Origin of the sequence: Ruegeria sp. A3M17 (genome assembly GCF_003318255.1) — a bacterium.
GTDB lineage: Bacteria > Pseudomonadota > Alphaproteobacteria > Rhodobacterales > Rhodobacteraceae > Ruegeria.
On sequence record NZ_QOCF01000014.1, the window covers coordinates 314587 to 332392 of the forward strand.

Sequence of the window (17806 nt, forward strand, 5' to 3'; positions counted from 1 at the left end):
CTGTGTTGGGGCCCTGTTGCCTTAGTCGAACTTGCGCGAAGGGGCCAAAACCATGGCTTCACCCACCAGCACCTTTTTGCCATCGACTGCACAGTGACAATCCAGCTTCACGCGACGCTTGGCAAAGTCGATGTCGATCACCTTGACCTCGGCATAGACCATATCGCCGGGGCGCACCGGAGCCAGGAATTTGAGAGACTGACCCATATAGACCGTGCCGTGGCCCGGCAGCTGCTCGCCGATCACGGCCGAGATCAGGCCCGCCGTCAACATGCCGTGGGCGATACGACCTTCGAAGATCGTGTCGCGGGCATAGTCGTCGTCCAGGTGAACGGGGTTTCGGTCCGTTGAAACCTGCGCGAACATCTCGATATCTTCGTCCGTCACCACTTTGCGGAGGTGGCGGCTCATGCCCATCTCGATGTCTTCAATACAGATCGTGCCGCGTGGAAGATTATCCAACATGTCGCCCTCACTCGAGTTCAATGGGAAACAAAACATCTCAAGTCGCCCCGGTTTGGCAACTTTATTACTTCGCAGCTGCAGAAAATCAAGTCTTTTCTGACTATCTCAATCGACCGATTGTGTAGGTCGGATTGATGTTTTCCTTTGCAATATAATCACTTAAGGAGTCATGGTGCGGATGATGCTCAGTTTTTGTTTCCGCTGCGGCCAAGCCACCCGAGATGAACAGAGAATCAATCCCTTCGCCCATGCCGCCCAGAATGTCCGTATGCGGGCCGTCGCCGATCACCAGAATGTCGCCATCCGGGACGTCGTGACCCAGTTCCTGCAGCCTGCGCCGCGCTAGATCATAGATCGGCGGGTGGGGCTTTCCGAAATACAGGCTCTCGCCTCCCATCTCGGTATACAGTTTTGCCAACGCCCCGGCGCACCATTCGCGTATCTCGCCCCGGTCAACAACGATGTCGGGGTTGGCGCAGAGCAGCTTCATGCCTTTCTGCTTTGCATAGAGGAAATCGGCGCGATTGACCGCCGGATCCGCCATTGGGTCGAACGGCCCGCAGCAGACGATGCCTTCGGCCTCATCCAGCGGGACACGTTCGATGTGGATCGGGTGGTGCAGCAGTTTCAGCGGCTCAAAGAAACCTGCGTCGCGTTCCCATTCCCCCATGAAGTAGACTTTCTCCCCGACTGCACCGCGGAACATGGCGGACCGCGCCGAGTCCCCGCTGGTGGCGATGGTGTCATAGGCATCTGCGGGGACATTGAACTGCCCAAGCTGCTCAGCCACGCCAGCACGCGGTTTGGGTGAGTTGGTGACCAGCACAACGATCCCGCCTTGCGCCCGGTAGTTTTGCAAGGCTGCGACCGCCTCGGGATAGGCAGTAATGCCGTTGTGAACGCATCCCCACAGGTCAACGAACAGTGCCTTGTAGCGGCCTGAAATCTCGGAAAGCGTGTGGATGATCTGGGTCATGGGAGCCTCGGGATCTGAAATTCTGAGTTGTGACAGCTATGGCAAAGCTTTCACCTCTTGGCCATCCCGCAATACCAATTGCGGGTCGAACACGGTGTGTCTGATCGTGTCATTCGACGATTTCTTCGACATCGGGCGCTTGTTGGACGTTTTCGGTGCCCAATATGATCTGTGCGCCGATCCTGTTCTGGAAACGCACTACGACCAGATAACCCGGCCCCAGTTCTTTCTGAAGTACGTCGACCAAAGGCGTGTCACGCAGGGTCTCGGGCAGCAAACCGGCGATCGAGGATACTTTGTAAGCGGCTTCAATCGGAAGGTCCACGATCAGCCAAATATCGGCGTGTTTGCGTTTGGCATTCACGTCCACGCGGATGATCTCGACCGACACCGGATCGGCCCAGTCCCGGATCGTTTGCGCCAACTGCGCTTCGGTCCGGGTTTCGAGGTAACGGTTATAGGTCGACTTTCCCAGTTGAAGGACAACGAAGGCCAGGAATGCCAGTGTCACCACCACGCTTGCGGTGAAGTTCAGCTTGCGCCGACCCTTGCTGAAAACCACCGCGCGTGCCGCGTATACGATATAGACCGCGCAGGCCGACAGGATGATCGCGCCAAGGTTGGTGGCAAACAGCAGGCCAGCCTCATAGGCCTCGGCGGGCTCGTCGAAATACAGCAACACACCCGAAGCAGACAGGGGCGGCACCAATGACACGCCGATGGCTGCACCGGGAAGCAAGCTGACCTCAGACCGGTTGATCTGTACATAAGCAGCGGCCACCCCGGCGGCCAGTGCAACGATCAGATCCTCGGTGCCCGGATCCGTTCTGGCCATAACCTGATCGGGGATCAGAATGCCGCGCGGGACGTCTGCGACATAGACAAGAAGCCACGCCAGTAAGACGCTGATCACTGCGGCGCCGCAGACAATCAAAGCCAGTTTGAACGCGCGACCCAGCCATCCCATCACCATCGCCGCCGCAACCCCAAGGATTGGGGTCATCAATGGCGCAACAAGCATTGCGGCAATGACCACCGCACCGGAATCTCGCAGCATGCCCATCGTGGCAATCACCACGGATAAGGTCAGAAGCATGGCAAACCGCCGCCAATAGGCAGGTTTGTCCTTGCCCTCAAATCTCAGGATGTCGCGTGTGGTGCTGAACTTGCGGGAACTCATGAACGTTGTCTGACCCAATTCGCTGTCTGGCTATTGATGTCAGACTACCAACGGATGCCATTCGCGCAAAACATTAGTAGCAAAGAAAAAAGGCGCCCGGGTGGGGCGCCTTTCGGTTGGGATGTTTGTCAGCGTCAAACCTTGAGGTTCGGGATGATCTGCTTTTTGCGGCTCATGATGCCGGGCAGGACCACGGCATCGCCGTCCACGCTTGCGCCAAAGCTCTTTTCTGCGACACCTTTGACCAGATCGTTGGGCACCAGCAGAGTGGCCTCTTCGTTCAGGATATCGACCACGAACAGCAGAACCTGATCAACGCCGTCTTCCTTGGCTACGTCAGCCATCGAACCCGCCAGGCTGGCCTTGCGGTCCAGAACGACGCCCGGTGCAGTGGTTTCCAGAACTGAAACGCGGAACTTGGTGCCGTCGACCTCATATTCCTTGCTGTCCATGCGGATCAGTTCGGCGTCTGAGAAAGACGATACATCCGATTTGGCCGCGAACATTTCGGCGGCATAGGTCGGGACGTCCAGTCCCAGATCAGCGGCCAGTTTCTCGGCCACTGCGCGGTCATGTGCGGTGGTGGTGGGAGAGCGGAATTCCAGCGTATCCGAAAGGATGCAGGTCAGCGCCGCGGCCTTGATGGCGTCAGGCATCTTGGCGGCGTCGTCACCGATCAGGTCCATCATGATGGTCGCCGTGCAGGCCAGCGGGCGCACGGTGATGTCGATCGGGCCTTTGGTTTCCAGTCCACCAACCAGCTTGTGGTGGTCGATGATTGCGCGAATGTCGGCGCTGTTTACGCTGGCTGGCAGCTCGGCCGGGTTGTTGGTGTCCACGATGACAACCGGCGCGCCCTCGGCCACGTCCTCGATGATGCGTGGCTTGGGCAGGTCCCAGCGCTGCAGTAGGAATGCCGCTTCGGTGTTGGGTTCGCCCAGCAGAACGGGTTCAGCCTGTTCGCCTTTGATTTCGTTCAGGTACCATGACCACAGGATAGGTGAGCCTGTGGAGTCGGTGTCGGGGGATTTATGTCCAAATACGAGCGTTGTCATGTCAGCGTCCTGAGGATGATCATTTTGCGCGCCTTATAGGGCGGTCCGCCGGGGTTGTCACCCGACAGTGTTTACGCTGCGACGGTTGGTCTGAAATCGAGGTGGGTCAGAACGGGGCGCGGGTCAGGGTGTACCCGGCCTGTTGCAATTGGTTCAGCAGCCCGTAGTCGCCCCCAAGATGTCCGGCACCGACCGCGATCACGACAGTTTGGTTCTGAATGTTCAGAATTTTCTGCACCCAGTTGCTGTTGCGCTCTACCAGAAGTTTTTGTTCGAATTCGTCCCATTCCTCGTCGAACACCTCGGGCGGCAGGCCCGAGTCTTCCAAACCCTGCAGGCGGGCGAGCTGGATGATTTCAACATGTTTCTCTTCCAGATATGCATTAGCCATCGTGACCAGTTGATCCTCGCTGCCGCCCATGGCACCGGCCATCCGCACAAGGGACTGGACCTGCTTTTCGATGGGGTGGCTGTCGAACATACTCATAAGATCGGCAACCTTCTCAAGCGAGCGTTTGGGGATGCCCAACTCGTCAGCCAGTTGATCCAGACGGGCGTCCATCCCGTGGCTCGCACTGGGGTCCTGCATCATGCACGGGGGGATGCCCAGCATCATGCTTAGAAACCAGGGACGCATTTTGGCTGCCATCCAACCGGGGATACCGCGTTCGGATAGCCCGTCAGACAGGGCAGACCAGTCCTCCTCGGACATCAGGTCAATCAGGCTGGGTCCCGAGGAGATCATCACCGGGCTCATGTCCTTGGCCAGGTCTTGTTCGAATGCGTCCATTTCTTCCTGCGTTACCTCGAAATAAAACGCGTCCGCATCGCTGAGGGCCGGCGTTAACCGTTCGACCACTGCGTCCATGCGTGGGTCATTGGCATGCAACGTACCAACAAGGTGCAGGATCGTGTCGCCCTTGGACGCGATCCAGTGATTACCTTCGGGAAACGGGATATCGGCCACTGCCTGTTGCAGTTCGGATTTTACCGCAGGGCTCAGTCCCGGCCTCAGATCATTCCCTTCGCATGCGGCCTGTACGGCGGCGGGCAGGAATAGTAAAAGCAGCGGTGCAAACAAGCGCATAAGGATCATCTCGGAATCTTCAGTGTGACCGCGACATTGCCTTTGCGCAGCAATGTATTCAAGCCAGATGCAGGTGATGGCTGGCGTTCGCGGCAAATTTGCATAGCATGGCGGAATGGACCGCGAGCAGGATCTATACCCGCCGATCAAGGCGCTGTTCGAGCGTCAGGGCTATACCGTCAAAGGCGAAGTCGGCGCTGCCGATATCGTCGCTGTTCGAGATGGCGATGAGCCGGTGATTGTTGAGCTGAAGCTGCGGTTCTCATTGGCGCTGTTTCATCAGGCAATCACGCGGTTAAGGGTGACTGACCAGGTCTATATCGGTGTGTGCAAACCCAAGGGGCGAACCGCGCGGCGTGCGTTAAAGGACAATTTGGCGCTGTGCCGCAGGCTTGGTCTTGGTCTGATCACTGTACGTGCTGACGGTGCGGTCGAGGTGCAATGTGACCCGGGCCCGTATGCGCCACGTAAAAACAAGGCAAAAGCGGCTCGTCTTTTGCGTGAATTTGACCGGCTTGAAGGTGATCCCAACGCAGGCGGGGCCACCCGGCACGGGATCGTGACGGCCTATCGTCAGGACGCGCTGAAATGTGCAGCCCATCTGGCCGAATGCGGAGCGACAAAAGGGGCCGAAGTTGCCCAATCCACCGGCGTCGCCGAAGCCACGCGCCTGATGCGGGACAATCACTACGGGTGGTTCGACAAGGTCCAGAAAGGGGTCTATGCGCTGTCGGCTACGGGGGCCGAAGGGTTGAAGCACTGGGCCTATAGCTGGGAAGATGCGAACTAGTCAGGCCGTGCGGCGATTTCGGCAATCATGGCGCGGCCAATATCTGAAAGGACGGCGTTGCGTTCAGGAAGTGGCGCATCGCTTTCGGTCAGATAGATGGCGGCCAGATAGGTGCGTGGCCCGGGTGTCTGCAGAAAGGCAACGATCGCACGGCTGCCGTGGCCTCCGGCACCGGTCTTGTCCCCGATCGTCCACCCGTCAGGCACTTGCGCGCGGATAAGCCCGTCGGCCACTTGATCGTCTATCATCCATTGCCTGAGCTGAGTGGAGGATGCAGGTGAGAGCGCCCGGCCAAATAACAACCGGTCCAGCGTCGCCAGTATTGCCCGAGGCGTTGTGGTATCGCGCGGATCGCCAGGAGTGGCTTCATTCAGGGCCGTCTCCCATCGATCCAGGCGGGTGATGTCGTCGCCGTTTGTTCGAAGAAACTCGGTCAGTCCGGCAGGCCCATCCAGATGGCGCAACAGCAGATTGGCCGCAGCATTGTCGCTGATCGTCATCGTTGCTTCGCATAGCGCTCCGACAGTCATACCGGTCTCAACATGTTTGCTGGTGACTGGAGAGTAATCTACCAGGTCCGTTGACTGGTACGTGACGTGATCTGACAGGCTTTCCGTACCTGCATCCACCTCTGCCAGCACGGCGCCGCACAAGAGCGGTTTGAACGTGCTGGACATCGGAAACAGCTCATCGGCGCGGTATGAAACCTCCCATTCGTTGCTGGGATCATAAAGGAGCAGCCCGATCCGGGCATCAAGACGGCGCTCCCACCTCTGGACCGTTTCGGTAAGGGTTTGCGCCTGTGCTGATGTGGCTAAACCAACAGCGATAGTAATTAAAAACAACAAGATAGTCGCGATTTTCCGGAGCCCACGCATCGAATCTGCCTTCGTCAAATGTGGTCGCCATCACCTTAGTTAGCTAGGGTGCCGTGTAAACCGGACGGTTTGTGGTTCTACGTGCGAAAAATATTTTGGCAACTTGTTGACTCGGTCATTTCGACCCCCTAGCTATGCGTCGTTATCACTCTCTACTATCGAGTGCTAACGCCTCGCTGAAAGGCGGGGGGAGGATAGATAAACTTTGAGCCCAAGGAGCTGCAAAGATGGCATTGAAACCGCTTCATGACCGCGTGCTGGTTCGTCGTACCGAAAGCGATGAGAAAACCGCAGGCGGGTTGATCATTCCCGAAAGCGCAAAAGAAAAGCCCAGCGAAGGCGAAGTCGTTTCGACCGGTGAAGGCGCACGCAAGGACAGCGGCGAACTGATCGCAATGGCTGTAAAAGCTGGCGACAAGATCCTGTTCGGCAAGTGGTCGGGCACCGAGGTTCAGGTCAACGGCGAAGAGCTGCTGATGATGAAAGAAAGCGACATCATGGGGATCATCGAGTAAGCGCCCGCGCGTCTCTGATCTTCATTTCCAACATTTTTCTCAAGGAGAAACAACATGGCTGCTAAGGACGTCAAGTTCGACACCGATGCCCGCAACCGCATGCTGTCAGGTGTGAACATCCTGGCCGATGCTGTCAAAGTGACCCTGGGCCCCAAAGGCCGCAACGTGGTTCTGGACAAATCTTTCGGCGCACCGCGCATCACCAAAGACGGTGTATCGGTTGCCAAGGAAATCGAACTGGAAGACAAGTTCGAAAACATGGGCGCGCAGATGGTGAAAGAAGTCGCCAGCCGCACCAATGACGAAGCCGGCGACGGCACCACCACTGCAACTGTTCTGGCACAGGCAATCGTTCGCGAAGGTCTGAAGCAGGTTGCAGCGGGCCTGAACCCGATGGATCTGAAGCGCGGCATCGACCTGGCAACTGCCAAGGTTGTCGCGGGCATTAAAGAAGCATCGCGTGAAGTCAAAGACTCGGCAGAAGTTGCTCAGGTTGGCACCATTTCGTCCAATGGCGAAACTGAAATCGGCCAACAGATCGCAGACGCGATGCAGAAGGTTGGCAACGAAGGCGTCATCACCGTTGAAGAGAACAAAGGCCTGGAAACCCAGACCGATGTTGTCGAGGGCATGCAGTTCGACCGTGGCTACCTGTCGCCTTACTTCGTGACCAATGCCGACAAGATGATCGCAGATCTCGAAGACTGCATGATCCTGCTGCACGAAAAGAAACTGTCCTCGCTGCAGCCGATGGTTCCTCTGCTCGAGCAAGTGATCCAGTCGCAAAAGCCGCTGCTGATCATTGCTGAAGACGTTGAAGGCGAAGCGCTGGCAACTCTGGTTGTCAACAAACTGCGCGGCGGCCTGAAAATTGCTGCTGTCAAAGCGCCGGGCTTCGGCGATCGCCGTAAGGCCATGCTGCAGGACATCGCAATCCTGACCGGCGGTCAGGTCATCAGCGAAGATCTGGGCATGAAGCTCGAGTCCGTCACCATGGACATGCTGGGCACCGCCAAGAAAATCGAAATCACCAAAGACGAAACCACCATCGTCGACGGTGCTGGCGAGAAAGCCGAGATCGAAGCACGTGTTGCTCAGATCCGCACTCAGATCGAAGAAACCTCGTCGGATTACGACCGTGAGAAGCTGCAAGAGCGCGTTGCCAAACTGGCAGGCGGTGTTGCTGTTATCCGCGTCGGCGGCATGACCGAAGTTGAAGTGAAAGAGCGCAAAGACCGTGTTGACGATGCTCTGAACGCAACGCGCGCAGCTGTTCAAGAAGGCGTTGTTGTCGGTGGCGGTGTTGCTCTGGTTCAGGCCGGTAAAGCACTGGAAAATCTGGAAGGCGCAAACGCTGACCAGAGCGCAGGCATCAACATCGTTCGCAAAGCCATCGAAGCGCCTCTGCGCCAGATCGCCGAGAACGCGGGTGTTGACGGTGCGGTTGTTGCTGGCAAGGTTCGTGAAAACGAAGACGCTGCATTCGGCTTCAACGCTCAGACCGAAGAATATGGCGACATGTTCTCGTTTGGCGTGATCGATCCGGCCAAAGTTGTCCGCACCGCGCTGGAAGATGCAGCATCGGTTGCTGGCCTGCTGGTCACCACCGAAGCAATGGTTGCTGACAAGCCCGCCAAAGAAGGTGCGCCTGCTGGTGGCGGCATGCCCGACATGGGCGGCATGGGCGGCATGATGTAAGACGTCGAATTCGCCTCGGCGAATTCTGACGGCCCCGAAGGGCGCTTGGCTGTAAGGCCAAGCTGCCGAGAGGGAAGCCTTAGTATCTAGGGACGGGGTCGCCTTCGGGCGGCCCCGTTTCGTTTTGCGGACCATCCCGCAGGAATGTGAGTGTGCAAAACGCGCCGAAACCGGCTATGCGGTTGATATGAAACTGTTCCTACTCACGTGCCTGACGATGTGCGCCTTTGCGTCCAACTCAATTCTCAATCGGATGGCGATTGATAGTGGCGCCAGCGATCCTGCTGCCTTTGCCGTGGTGCGGGTCTTAGCTGGTGCAGTGGTGCTGGCCGGGTTGGTTCTTCTAAGGGCTGGCCACTTGCCCCTGTTTGACCAACGCAGGATTGCCGGGGCGGGGTCGTTGTCCCTGTACATGATCGGATTCTCGGTCGCCTATCTGACGCTGGACGCGGGTCTTGGCGCGCTGATCCTGTTTGGGGTGGTGCAGGTGACGATGTTCACTGTGACATCAGTGAAAGGCACGCTGCCCACTGGTCGGCAGAGCGCAGGCGCCGCAATCGCGTTGCTGGGGTTGGGCTACGTGCTGTGGCCGTCCGGATCGATACAGGTCAACCCGACCGGGGCTGCCCTGATGATCGCCGCCGGGATCGGCTGGGCGATCTATTCGTTGGTTGGTAAGTCCGAACCGGATGCCTTATCCGGCACTGCGGCCAATTTTGTCGTGGCATTGCCCGTGACAACGCTGGCTTTGTTGGCGACAGGAGGGGCTTGGCAAATGACCGCTAACGGATACTTGCTGGCCGCGTTGGCCGGCGCAGTCACTTCGGGGATGGGGTATGCGCTTTGGTATCAGGTTCTGCGGGAATTGACGCCCACAACGGCGGCGGTCGTGCAACTCAGCGTTCCGATCTTAGCCATTATTGGCGGTGTCCTCCTGCTGGGTGAGGCCGCCAGTCTGCGCCTGATCCTGGGGGCGGGTCTGGTATTGGGCGGAATTGCACTGGCCGTTCTGCGCAGGACGCCGCGGTAGGGGTTTATTCGCTGGACGTTAGGCCTTATCTGGCGGCTATGCGTTATTTGCTTGCCCTCTTTCTGTTCTTTGTGCCTGCCATTGTGCAGGCAAAATGCGTGGTGCTGCTGCATGGGCTGGCACGGACCGAAGCGTCCTTTACCGTCATGGAACAACTGTTCAAGACGCATGGTTATACCGTCGTGCGCCCGGGGTATCCGTCCACGGACCTGCCTATTCCCGAACTTGCCGCAAAGACGCTGCCAGATGCATTTGCCGAATGCGGCGACGACAAGGTCAATGTGGTTGCGCATTCGATGGGCGGCATCCTGTTGCGCTATTGGTTGCAGGATAACCATCCGGAGAATCTGGGCCGCGTAGTCATGCTCGGGCCGCCCAATCAGGGCAGTCAGTTGGTGGATGAACTTAGCGCGTATGAGGTATTCGGGATGCTGAATGGTCCGGCTGGTCTGGCGCTGGGCACGGGCCCCGAAGGTATCCCAAGGCAACTACCGCCTGCAGATTTTGAACTCGGTGTCATCGCCGGCGAGAATTCGCTGAACCCGCTGTTTTCGTCGATGATCGATGGGTCGGATGACGGCAAGGTCTCGGTTGAGACCACCAAGGTCGACGGGATGGCGGACCATATCGTACTGCCAGTGACCCACACATTCATGATGAACAACCCCCGCGTGATGGCACAGGCGCTGCATTTTATCGAGTTCGGACAGTTCGACCCACAGATTACATGGTTGGACGGGGTGATGGAAATTATCGACGAAATCTGCATCGGGCAGGATTGCTCGGAACCCGCGTCGGAGCCTTCTCAATGACTGCACTTTCTCTGACTTTATCCGGCGCAGAGGTCTTGTTGCCGGACCAAGGGATGACTCGTGCAGACCTGCCCATTTCCGAGGGGATCGTGCAAGCAGACCGCGCAGGCCGAACAATCGATCTGTCCGGGTATCTCGTGTTGCCCGGTATCATCGATCTGCACGGTGATGGGTTCGAGCGCCACATCGCACCACGACGAGGGGCGATGAAGCAGATGGACGAGGGCATCCTGTCGGTCGAGGCTGAACTGGCCGCCAACGGGATTACGACGTCGGTTCTGGCCCAGTTCCTGAGTTGGGAAGGCGGCGTGCGCGGCCCGGAATTCGCTGGCCAAGTGTTTGATGCTATCGCGTCGGTCAAAGATCGCGTCGTGACCGATCTGCTGCCTCAGTTGCGGTTCGAAACACACATGCTGGCGGAATACCCCAGCCTGCCTGAACGCATCACCGATTGGCAGGTGCCCTATGTCGTGTTCAACGACCACTTGCCGCATGACCGGTTGGCCGAGGGGCGCAAGCCGCCACGTTTGACGGGGCAGGCGCTTAAGGCAGGGCGCAATCCGGACGCACATTTTGAGATGCTGCTGTCCATGCATGCCCGCCGGGATGATGTGCCCGCTGCCTTGGACACGCTCTGTACGGCGCTGGCCGAGCAGGGTGTCCGTATGGGCAGTCATGACGACGCAACCGCCCAAACCCGCGCAGATTGGCGGGCGCGGGGGGCGCAGGTCGCGGAATTCCCAGAAACGCTAGAGGCAGCCGAGGCTGCACGGGCTGCTGGGGATCACGTAATTCTCGGATCACCCAACGTGGTGCGTGGCGGATCGCACAAGGGCAACGTCAGTGCGTTGGATCTGATCACGATGGGGCTGTGTGATGCCTTGGCATCGGATTATCACTATCCCAGCCCGCGGCGCGCTGCGCTGATGCTTGCCAAATCTGGCCTGCTGGATTTGGCAATGGCATGGGCGCTGGTGTCATCAGGGCCGGCACGGGTGCTAGGGCTGCAGGACCGGGGCACTCTCGCCCCGGGTCAACGCGCAGACATGGTGATCCTTGAGGCGCAATCCCACCGCGTCGCCGCCACGCTGGCGGGCGGGCGGGTTAGCTTCATGTCAGGCGATATCGCCGCACGGTTCGTGGGCTGAGTCACCGCGTGATGCGGTTGAAATGCGCCATCTTGCGGCCCGCCTTTGCCTCGGCCTTGCCATAGAGATGCAGCGCTACGTCGCGTTCCCGTGCCAATTCCGGCACGCGGTCCATATCGTCGCCGATCAGGTTCTCCATGACCACGTCCGAATGGCGCTGCCCATCACCCAAGGGCCAACCAACCACGGCGCGGATATGCTGTTCGAACTGATCCACAGCGCAGCCGTTCTGTGTCCAGTGACCCGAGTTGTGCACCCGAGGCGCAACCTCATTCACGATCAAACCTTCTGACGTGACGAACAGTTCGACACCCATGACACCGACGTAATCCAGCGCGTTCAAGATATTGGCGGCCAACAGAACCGCATCCGTCCGCTGTGCCGGGGCTAGGCGGGCAGGGACCGTGGTCGTATGCAGGATGCCGTCGCGGTGCACGTTCTCGCCGGGGTCGAAACAGGCCACCTGACTGTCGATGCCGCGGGCGGCGATGACCGATACTTCGTGGCTGAAATTGACGAACCCTTCGAGGATTGCGGGCGCGCCTGCCATATCGGCCAGTGCGGCCTCGGCATCCTCGGGACCGCGCAACCGCGCCTGTCCCTTGCCGTCATAGCCGAAACGACGTGTTTTCAGGATGGCTGGCGTGCCAATCTGGTCAATCGCTGCCTTTAGGCTGTACAGATCAGTGATGTCGGCGAATGGCGCTGTTTTCAAACCCAACCCGGCAAGGAAAGTCTTTTCGGTCAGTCGATCCTGACTGACACGCAGCGCTTCGCGCCCCGGATGGATAGGGCAATGTGCTTCCAGCAGGTCCAGCGCTTCGGTCGGGATGTTTTCGAATTCATAGGTGATGACATCGACGGACTCGGCGAACTCTTTTAGCGCCGCTGCGTCATCATAAGCTGCAGTGGTCACACGATCCGCCACCTGACCGGCGGGTGGGTTGGCACCCGGCTCAAAGATGTGGGTTACAAAGCCCAACCGGGCCGCCGCGACGGACAACATCCGGCCCAACTGGCCTCCGCCCAAAATTCCAATCCGCGCCCCCGGAGCAAGCATGTCCGTCATCAGTCTGTCTCCAACCTTTTTCCAATCGCCTGCAGGGCCGAGCGCAGCGCATCATGTGCGTTGCCCGCATGCAAGGCCTGCGTCATTTGCAGGCTGAGTGTTCCATCCGTTGCCAGCGCGTCCCGTTCTTCGACCAAACGCCCGGCTTGCCCGGTTTGCATTGTGTGCAGAAATCCGGACAGCAACTGTGTTGTATAAAACTCTGAGGCATCCGCGTCGCCCGTTTGCTCGGCCAGCCACTCGGCACCCGTTGCCAACACGTCCAGAAGGCCCGGGACCATGGCGCAGACGGCAAAATGTGCATTCAACGCGGCCTCGTTGGATACCTTAACGACCGGGTTCTCGGGCTCGAACAGTTCAGCCAGCAAGGCGTCGTTTCCGAACGCTGCAAGCGGGCATCCACCTTGTTGAAGAAAACCTAGTGGGATCGTTTGTACAAAGTCAGTTGCGGGGGCGCATAGCACAGCGAGTTGATCCACCGATACAGCCGCCATCACCGACACGATCTGCTGATCCGAGCGAAAGTTTAGCTGTTGCAAAACGTTCGGAGCGATTTGGGGGCGTAGGCAAAGAAAAACGATGTCTGATGCGTCAAGAACCGCTTGTGGGTTCGCGACCACGACATCCAGTTCAGCTTTCAGTTCGGCCGAGACTGTGGCGTTGCGCTCAGTCACGGCGATCTCGTGCCCCTTGGCCGCAAGAAAGCGCGCAATGGGGGCTGCAATATGTCCGGTTCCGATGAAGCCGATACGGCTCATCCCTGCGGTTCCTCGGGGATTGAGGCCGAAAGGGCCGTGCGCCAGGCATCCAGACGATCAGCCAGCGCTGCGTCTTGCAGGGCAAGGATACCGGCCGCCATCAATCCGGCATTGGCCCCACCGGCCGATCCGATGGCCATCGTCGCCACCGGAAAGCCCTTGGGCATCTGCACGATGGAATACAGCGAATCGACGCCGGACAGCGCCCGCGTCTGCACAGGCACACCGATCACCGGCACGCGGGTTTTTGAGGCCATCATCCCGGGCAGATGCGCAGCACCACCTGCGCCTGCGATGATCACATCCAAGCCGCGCTGAACAGCGGTTTTGCCATAGTCCCAAAGGCGATCTGGGGTGCGGTGGGCTGAAACGATGCGTTTTTCATACGCAATGCCCAGTTCATCCAGAATATCTGCGGCTTCTTTCATCGTGGGCCAGTCCGACTGGCTGCCCATGATGATCCCCACTTTCACATCGCTCATCCGCTTGTCGCCCCTGCCTGTCGAAAGAGCGCGCACTATAGCCAAATCGGCCTATCTGGCAATGCGGTACAGGGCCATCAGGCGATGATATCCGGGGTCAGACGATCCTCGATCAGGCGAATGATGTCCTTGAGGCGCAGTTTCTGCTTTTTCAGCCGCTTGATAGTTAACTGATCCGACGTCCCCGTGGCTTGCAGCGCCTCGATCGCCTCGTCTAGATCGCGGTGCTGGCGGCGAAAGACCTCCAGCTCGACCCGAAGAACTTCATCTGTTTTCATTGAAATGTCAGTGGGCGCATTCATGGACGACTCGGTTGTTGTTGTGGTGCATTCCACACAAGATAGTGTGTCAGGGTTTATCCGGCCAGACCTTGTGGACATCCCTGCATATTCCCATATTCTATCTTACGCGGTTGCCAGAATGGGACCGCACCACACGTCGCTTTGGCAATAAAGGACGAAAATACGTGTCGAAACTTACTCTTGGCTCATACCCGCATCTTTTGGGGTTCGAGCAATTGGAACGCCTTCTGGAACGGTCTGCAAAGGCCGGAAACGAAGGATATCCGCCCTATAACATCGAACAGACCTCGGATTTTTCCTATCGCATCACGCTGGCTGTGGCCGGTTTTGCGGAACAGGACCTGTCGATTACCATCGAGGATCGCCAACTGGTGATCCGGGGCCGTCAACACGACGATAGCGAGGGGCGCATCTTTCTGCATCGCGGCATCGCAGCGCGTCAGTTCCAGCGCATGTTTGTGCTGGCGGACGGTGTCGAGGTGGGCGAGGCGATCATGGAAAACGGTCTGCTGCATGTGGATCTGACCCGCGCCGTGCCTGAAACCGTGGTTCAGACAATCAATATACGGAAGGGGTAAGAGCAATGAATACACCGATTGAAATCAACACCGAAGGCGACCGGATCGTCTATGTAAAAGCTGTCGATGTTGCTGACCTGCCGCGCGAAGTGCGCGAACAGGCCGGTGATCTGAATCAGCTCTACGCTGTGCATGACTCAGATGGTCAGCAACTGGCCCTGGTCGCAGATCGCAAGCTGGCTTTTATTCTGGCGCGCGAACATGACTTTTCCCCGGTGGCCGTGCACTAAAACGGCCCCCGCAGCGTGTGATTTTTCCGTGACATCCGCCGCCCCACGGGTGAGATATGCGAACCAATACGGGTTCGCAGGGCGGAGGCACCAAACATGAGTTGGTTTGATTTTGACTGGGTGGACGCATTCAGCGACCGCGCATTTGGCGGCAATGGATGCGCCGTGGTGCATGGTGGGGCCGTCCTGCCCGAAGATGTCTGTACCGCTTACGTGCGCGAAACGTCCTTGGTCGAATGTACCTTTACCGGACCGTCTGACGTGGCCGACTTCCAAGTGCGCTATTTTCTGGCCAGCCGTGAAATCCCTTTTGCGGGGCATCCAACCATTGCCACCGTCGCGGCGATGCGGTCGCGTGGGTTGTTTCAGGGGGATGCACTGACACTGGACACCGGGGCAGGGATCGTTTCCATCCAACTCAATGGTGATGAAATTGAGATGACGCAGGTTGCCCCGCAATTCGGTGCGATGGTTCCTGCCGATCTGGTTGCCGCCGCCATCAGCCTGCCGGAAAGCGCGATCATCTCCCCACCTCAGATGGTATCCACAGGGTTGCCCTTTTGTGTCACCGTATTGCGCGATCATGAAGCCTTGCGCGCCGCGAAGCTGGCTGAACAACCTTTGCGAAAAGTGATCGAAGCAGGCGGGTATTCCGGGTCGGACATGGCCGAGCCCTTCCTTGTAACGCTGGAAGGTGCGACTGAGGCGGGCGACACATTCTCACGTCTGTTGATGCTGCCGCCCAGCCCGCCCGAGGATCCGTTCACGGGATCCGCAACCGGGGCGATGGCAGCTTATCTGTGGAAGTATGGCTTGATGCCCAAAGATACGTTTACGGCAGAACAGGGCCACGACTTGGGCCGCCCCGGCCAAGCGACCGTTACACGCGTTGGACCCGCCGATGCAATGACTGGTATCAAGGTGGCGGGTTGTGGCTATGTTCTGATGCGTGGTCAGGTTAATTTGCCCGGGCAACTGTCATGACCGAACCCGCGATTGCCATCCTTCCTTATGGGCACCGTTTGGGGCCGAAGCTGGCTTCGGTTCCATTGTCTGATCTGATCTGGCCGGAAGGGTGCCCCGAGCGGTTGGTGGGCAAAACGGTTGGCGATCTTGAGCGTACTGACCACCTGATCATGTATCCCAATTCTACCGTGCATTTGCGCCTGCGCCGGGGAACCCGCGCCCGAATTTCCCTGATGATGGGCGAGCCGTCGGCCATTCACGCCAAGCACGACAAGATGCTCCGCTACACATGGCGGCGGTTCTTTCGGGTGATGACATTTCATGATGTGCTGTTGCGCAACCTTCCCAATGCGGTGTTTCTGCCCTACGGCGTGACGATGGTGCCGGATTGGCGAGACCTCAACGTAGAGAAAACGAAGTCTTGTTCGCTCATTGCCTCAGCCAAACGCGATCTGGAGGGTCACCAACTGCGCCATTCGGTGATTGACTGGGTGCGTGAAACGGGCGCCAACGTGGATATTATGGGGCGGGGATACACACCGTTTGATCGTAAATCAGACGGGCTGGCCCCGTATCGCTATTCCGTTGTGATCGAGAATGTGCGCGAGAAGAACTATTTCTCGGAAAAGCTGACAGATGCGGTCCTGTGTTCAACGGTCCCGATCTATTGGGGGTGTCCGAATATCGGGGACTTCATTGACACAGCCGGTATGATCCTCTGTGAGTCCGAAGCCGACATTCAGCGCGCAATCAACGGCCTGTCCGCTGACGACTATGCCGAACGCCTGCCACATCTAAAAGCTGCGCAAAGCAAGGCGGCAGAGGTCGGTGACTTTGAGGGCCGTGCGGTGCGAACCCTCCGGGAACAGATAAACGCGGCCTAGTCGTCCGATGGCCGCGGGGTCAGCCACCCCACCGGCAAGATAGGATTCGCCGAGGCGTCGATCCCATGTCGAAGGCAAAGCCGCTGCAGATATGATCCGCTGACTGGCAGCCCGGCGGTTTTGCCTGCCATGAATTTTTTCTGATGTCCGTAGATGTGGACTGAATGCACCTTATCCCGTTCGATCTCGACCGTGGAAATGCGCGGATCGTGCAGTTTCCATAGCTGTTCCTTGTCCAAAGGATAGAACACATCCGGCTGCATCGCGTGGCTGTCTTCGCCGGTCTGGCGCAGAAAAAACTCCAGCGCCTTGGGGCCAGAGCTGCCCCAGGGGAGTGTTTCAATGCCCCAGGTCTCTCCGTTTCGGATGCGCCTGCGATTGTGTCGAAATAGCCGCCCGCCACGCCAGGGCTGGGTTGGGTTGGCAGAGGTCACGAAGTCAATCCATAACGCCAGTGTCTCTGAACCTTCCGGCAGCCGCAGGACGCCGTTGGGAAAGGTGCCTGATCGCGACGACCCGAAAACGTAAGACGAAGAAAAGTCGAATGGCCTGACGCAATATGCATCCAGATCGACCCAGATGAACGGGGTTTTCCGCATAAGCCGCAGTCGAAAGATGTCAGAAAACACTGCGACCCCCAACCGGTCTTCCGGTTTGAAATCAAATGGCGCGGGCCAAAGGATATCAGAAGCGGGCCGTATCTCGGCACCGTTAGGCACGCCTTGGATGTCATGCACGGTATACAGGATAAACCGGTGACCGTTATCCAGATAGGATTGAATGCATAACGCCTCGAGCCAGCTCAGGTCTGAACCGAACCAGAAACTGGCAATTGCAGGCAGGTCGCGGGTCATGGGCACTTTGCTTTTTGGTTAGGGTCTGCATGTGCACCAAGGCAGCGTT

The 17806-nt window shown here is 58.3% G+C and carries 21 protein-coding genes; 10 read left to right on the top strand and 11 right to left on the bottom strand.

Translation table 11 applies throughout. The features are described from left to right. Positions 1-21: 21 nt before the first annotated feature. The 5 genes from DS906_RS08955 to DS906_RS08975 all read right to left on the bottom strand — a co-directional run bounded on the left by DS906_RS08955 (position 22) and on the right by DS906_RS08975 (position 4772). Positions 22-465, bottom strand: a complete 444-nt coding sequence (locus DS906_RS08955; RefSeq protein ID WP_074736482.1) for a MaoC family dehydratase — start codon at positions 463-465, stop codon at positions 22-24. Between the two features lie 100 nt (positions 466-565). After that, a complete protein-coding gene (locus DS906_RS08960; protein ID WP_113789838.1) occupies positions 566-1441 on the bottom strand; it encodes an HAD family hydrolase in 876 nt (291 codons plus the stop codon). 109 nt (positions 1442-1550) lie between these two features. After that, the gene (locus DS906_RS08965; RefSeq protein WP_113789839.1) at positions 1551-2621 is read right to left on the bottom strand and encodes a DUF389 domain-containing protein; all 1071 of its coding nucleotides are present in this window, start codon (positions 2619-2621) and stop codon (positions 1551-1553) included. A gap of 134 nt (positions 2622-2755) precedes the next feature. Beyond that, positions 2756-3676: a manganese-dependent inorganic pyrophosphatase gene (locus tag DS906_RS08970; protein WP_113789840.1), complete on the bottom strand. Its 921-nt coding sequence runs from the start codon at positions 3674-3676 to the stop codon at positions 2756-2758. A 106-nt stretch (positions 3677-3782) separates the two neighbouring features. After that, entirely contained in the window at positions 3783-4772 is a 990-nt protein-coding gene (locus tag DS906_RS08975) for a TraB/GumN family protein (protein ID WP_233494738.1), read from the bottom strand. A gap of 106 nt (positions 4773-4878) precedes the next feature. Here DS906_RS08975 and DS906_RS08980 point away from each other — a divergent pair, with 106 nt between their 5' ends. After that, a complete protein-coding gene (locus DS906_RS08980; protein ID WP_113789841.1) occupies positions 4879-5553 on the top strand; it encodes a DUF2161 domain-containing phosphodiesterase in 675 nt (224 codons plus the stop codon). Here DS906_RS08980 and bla read toward each other — a convergent pair. Continuing rightward, on the bottom strand, positions 5550-6431 hold the full coding sequence (gene bla, locus DS906_RS08985) for a class A beta-lactamase (protein WP_113789842.1): 882 nt from the start codon (positions 6429-6431) through the stop codon (positions 5550-5552). The two genes, DS906_RS08980 and bla, sit on opposite strands and share 4 nt — an antisense overlap. 227 nt (positions 6432-6658) lie before the next feature. Here bla and DS906_RS08990 point away from each other — a divergent pair, with 227 nt between their 5' ends. From DS906_RS08990 to DS906_RS09010, 5 genes are all read left to right on the top strand, one after another. Continuing rightward, on the top strand, positions 6659-6946 hold the full coding sequence (locus DS906_RS08990; RefSeq protein WP_058275523.1) for a co-chaperone GroES: 288 nt from the start codon (positions 6659-6661) through the stop codon (positions 6944-6946). A 54-nt stretch (positions 6947-7000) separates the two neighbouring features. Then, positions 7001-8644 carry a chaperonin GroEL gene (groL, locus tag DS906_RS08995; protein ID WP_113789843.1) on the top strand — a complete coding sequence of 548 codons (1644 nt, stop codon included), beginning with the start codon at positions 7001-7003 and terminating at the stop codon, positions 8642-8644. A gap of 187 nt (positions 8645-8831) precedes the next feature. Next, positions 8832-9674, top strand: a complete 843-nt coding sequence (locus DS906_RS09000) for a DMT family transporter (RefSeq protein WP_113790033.1) — start codon at positions 8832-8834, stop codon at positions 9672-9674. A 38-nt stretch (positions 9675-9712) separates the two neighbouring features. Continuing rightward, a complete protein-coding gene (locus DS906_RS09005; protein WP_113789844.1) occupies positions 9713-10486 on the top strand; it encodes an alpha/beta fold hydrolase in 774 nt (257 codons plus the stop codon). Beyond that, positions 10483-11634 (top strand): alpha-D-ribose 1-methylphosphonate 5-triphosphate diphosphatase, encoded by a 1152-nt coding sequence (locus tag DS906_RS09010; protein WP_113789845.1) that lies wholly within the window; start codon positions 10483-10485, stop codon positions 11632-11634. The genes DS906_RS09005 and DS906_RS09010 overlap by 4 nt, the downstream gene beginning before the upstream one ends. Position 11635: 1 nt before the next feature. On the opposite strand, the gene DS906_RS09015 is transcribed toward DS906_RS09010, so the two are convergent. From DS906_RS09015 to DS906_RS09030, 4 genes are all read right to left on the bottom strand, one after another. Beyond that, positions 11636-12703 (bottom strand): 5-(carboxyamino)imidazole ribonucleotide synthase, encoded by a 1068-nt coding sequence (locus tag DS906_RS09015; RefSeq protein WP_113789846.1) that lies wholly within the window; start codon positions 12701-12703, stop codon positions 11636-11638. Continuing rightward, a complete protein-coding gene (locus tag DS906_RS09020; RefSeq protein WP_113789847.1) occupies positions 12703-13461 on the bottom strand; it encodes an NAD(P)-binding domain-containing protein in 759 nt (252 codons plus the stop codon). The genes DS906_RS09015 and DS906_RS09020 overlap by 1 nt, the downstream gene beginning before the upstream one ends. Continuing rightward, a complete protein-coding gene (purE, locus tag DS906_RS09025) occupies positions 13458-13943 on the bottom strand; it encodes a 5-(carboxyamino)imidazole ribonucleotide mutase (RefSeq protein ID WP_113789848.1) in 486 nt (161 codons plus the stop codon). Before purE ends, DS906_RS09020 begins: the two co-directional genes overlap by 4 nt. Before the next feature lie 77 nt (positions 13944-14020). Continuing rightward, on the bottom strand, positions 14021-14245 hold the full coding sequence (locus DS906_RS09030; RefSeq protein WP_058275529.1) for a YdcH family protein: 225 nt from the start codon (positions 14243-14245) through the stop codon (positions 14021-14023). Between the two features lie 164 nt (positions 14246-14409). On the opposite strand from DS906_RS09030, the gene DS906_RS09035 reads away from it, so the two are divergent. From DS906_RS09035 to DS906_RS09050, 4 genes are all read left to right on the top strand, one after another. Continuing rightward, positions 14410-14823, top strand: a complete 414-nt coding sequence (locus tag DS906_RS09035; protein WP_113789849.1) for an Hsp20 family protein — start codon at positions 14410-14412, stop codon at positions 14821-14823. Between the two features lie 5 nt (positions 14824-14828). After that, positions 14829-15053: a DUF1150 family protein gene (locus tag DS906_RS09040; RefSeq protein ID WP_113789850.1), complete on the top strand. Its 225-nt coding sequence runs from the start codon at positions 14829-14831 to the stop codon at positions 15051-15053. A 96-nt stretch (positions 15054-15149) separates the two neighbouring features. Continuing rightward, positions 15150-16037 (top strand): PhzF family phenazine biosynthesis protein, encoded by an 888-nt coding sequence (locus tag DS906_RS09045; protein WP_113789851.1) that lies wholly within the window; start codon positions 15150-15152, stop codon positions 16035-16037. Continuing rightward, positions 16034-16903: a glycosyltransferase family 10 gene (locus DS906_RS09050; protein WP_113789852.1), complete on the top strand. Its 870-nt coding sequence runs from the start codon at positions 16034-16036 to the stop codon at positions 16901-16903. Before DS906_RS09045 ends, DS906_RS09050 begins: the two co-directional genes overlap by 4 nt. On the opposite strand, the gene DS906_RS09055 is transcribed toward DS906_RS09050, so the two are convergent. Further along, entirely contained in the window at positions 16900-17757 is an 858-nt protein-coding gene (locus DS906_RS09055) for a hypothetical protein (protein ID WP_113789853.1), read from the bottom strand. The two genes, DS906_RS09050 and DS906_RS09055, sit on opposite strands and share 4 nt — an antisense overlap. Between the last annotated feature and the right edge of the window lie 49 nt (positions 17758-17806).